General features: G+C 36.5%; 2 protein-coding genes. Both read right to left on the bottom strand.

Annotated features, from left to right (window positions below; genetic code table 11):
- Positions 1-97 precede the first annotated feature (97 nt).
- Positions 98-460, bottom strand: a complete 363-nt coding sequence (locus ABVT42_RS22230; protein ID WP_353898151.1) for a DUF2214 family protein — start codon at positions 458-460, stop codon at positions 98-100.
- Between the two features lie 203 nt (positions 461-663).
- A complete protein-coding gene (locus ABVT42_RS22225; RefSeq protein WP_353898150.1) occupies positions 664-1308 on the bottom strand; it encodes a hypothetical protein in 645 nt (214 codons plus the stop codon).
- Positions 1309-1669: the final 361 nt, after the last annotated feature.

Genomic DNA, 1669 nt, shown 5'->3' with positions numbered 1-1669 from the left:
TCGACCAGGAAGTGATGGCGTATTTTAACATTTCTGGTCGAAAAGTGAGTTATTAATTAGAGATTTTTTATTAAATTTCAGAGTGTTAAGCTGTTTTTCAGGGACGACTAATTATCGATTTGGGAACAATAATATTTTGAGTACTCTTTTGCTGTTTTAAATAAAAAATGGTGGGAATAGCTGAAATTAGTGCGGCTAACAAGAACAGGGTAAACTTAATATGAAAAACAAAATTTCCTGAGTAAAAAGACGGAGGTTTACCGACACTAAACCAAAGGATTAATCCTGCACTTAAAACAATAAGTGCCCCAACGCCATAGATTCTATCAATTAATATGATGCGTTTTAACTGTGCTGGCGTAATTTCTTTAGCCATGAGCAAATGCTGACAGACCAAAGCACTCACTAAAACCAAAATCCCCAAGAAATGAAAATAACGAACAATAGCTTCTTCTAACATAAATATTGACTCTTATTATTTGGAAAACTCACCGATTATAACGCGAGATCCCCCTAGAGTTTCAATGGTCTGGTAACGATAGAATTGTAACAGTAGAATTATTTGCCACCTTGTGGACTTTTATCAAATACCGTTTAACTGTAATGCATGCGACTTATTGCTCGCAAACCGCTATGTAGACGTAGACTAAGCCGCTAAACCAACTAAAATTGCCCTTTCCATACGGGAACATTTAGAAATTTTGCCAATGCTTTGGCTGCATCATCGATGGCAACCTCTTTACCATGATCCATCACATTCACTCGACTACCATCTCTAAGTACCAAATTTAATTCATAACTGGTATAAGTCGATGAACCTCCCTGGCTTGATGTTGATCGAATCCGCTCGCTGATTAGCTGAATGGCATAAATATCTTTGAGGCTACCCTGAACACTTTTATCTTCAGTAATCATTTCATTACGAGGCTGACCACGAAAATAAACACCTTTTGCCTTATCAAAAGTCATATTTTTATCACCTAGCAGCATCAAAAATCCAGCGCCACCAAATATCGCTCCCCAAACTATGGCGAAGATACCAGGAACAATTTCACCACTGATGAATAGATAAGGCGCAAGAATGACAACCGCTAAAGCACCAGGTATCGCAAAAACCAAATAAAATATGATAGCTCCAACAGATTTTTTGATAATAATTTTTTGATTTTCCTCAATCATCTGTTGGGCTTTAAAATTTGCCCCACCTCTATTAGCGGGCTCCCAACTAGTTCGTTGTGCAACAGGATCTTCGGTATCTGAAAATTTAAGTTCAACTTTTTTTAAATTGATAGTTTGGATTTTACTCATTGCAACAACTTGATGGTAAATACGGCATTACAAAGCAGACAATGATAAATATTATAGATAAAATTTCACCACCTAACATTAATTTTATTAGTGATTATTTGAACATCCATCACATCAGAAGAATAAAAACCCACAGTTTTTTCAGAATTGATAAGCCAAAAGTTCTCGACAAATGAACCGCAAAACGAATCTGCAAGGTCGTACCTGGTCAGTTAAACATACTTGAGCTTCGTCAAATCCACCTTTGGAAAAATAAGTAGTCGTCCCTGAAAAAAGAAAAACTCATCAATTTTCTCTCAAGGAAATGCACGTTGAAGCGCTTTTATCATTGAGTTTAACGCAACAAATCTCGTCAGGCGAT

The sequence above is a fragment of the Aliikangiella maris genome (assembly GCF_040719265.1).
Lineage (GTDB): Bacteria > Pseudomonadota > Gammaproteobacteria > Enterobacterales > Kangiellaceae > Aliikangiella > Aliikangiella maris.
This window is presented reverse-complemented; position numbering and strand designations above follow the sequence as displayed.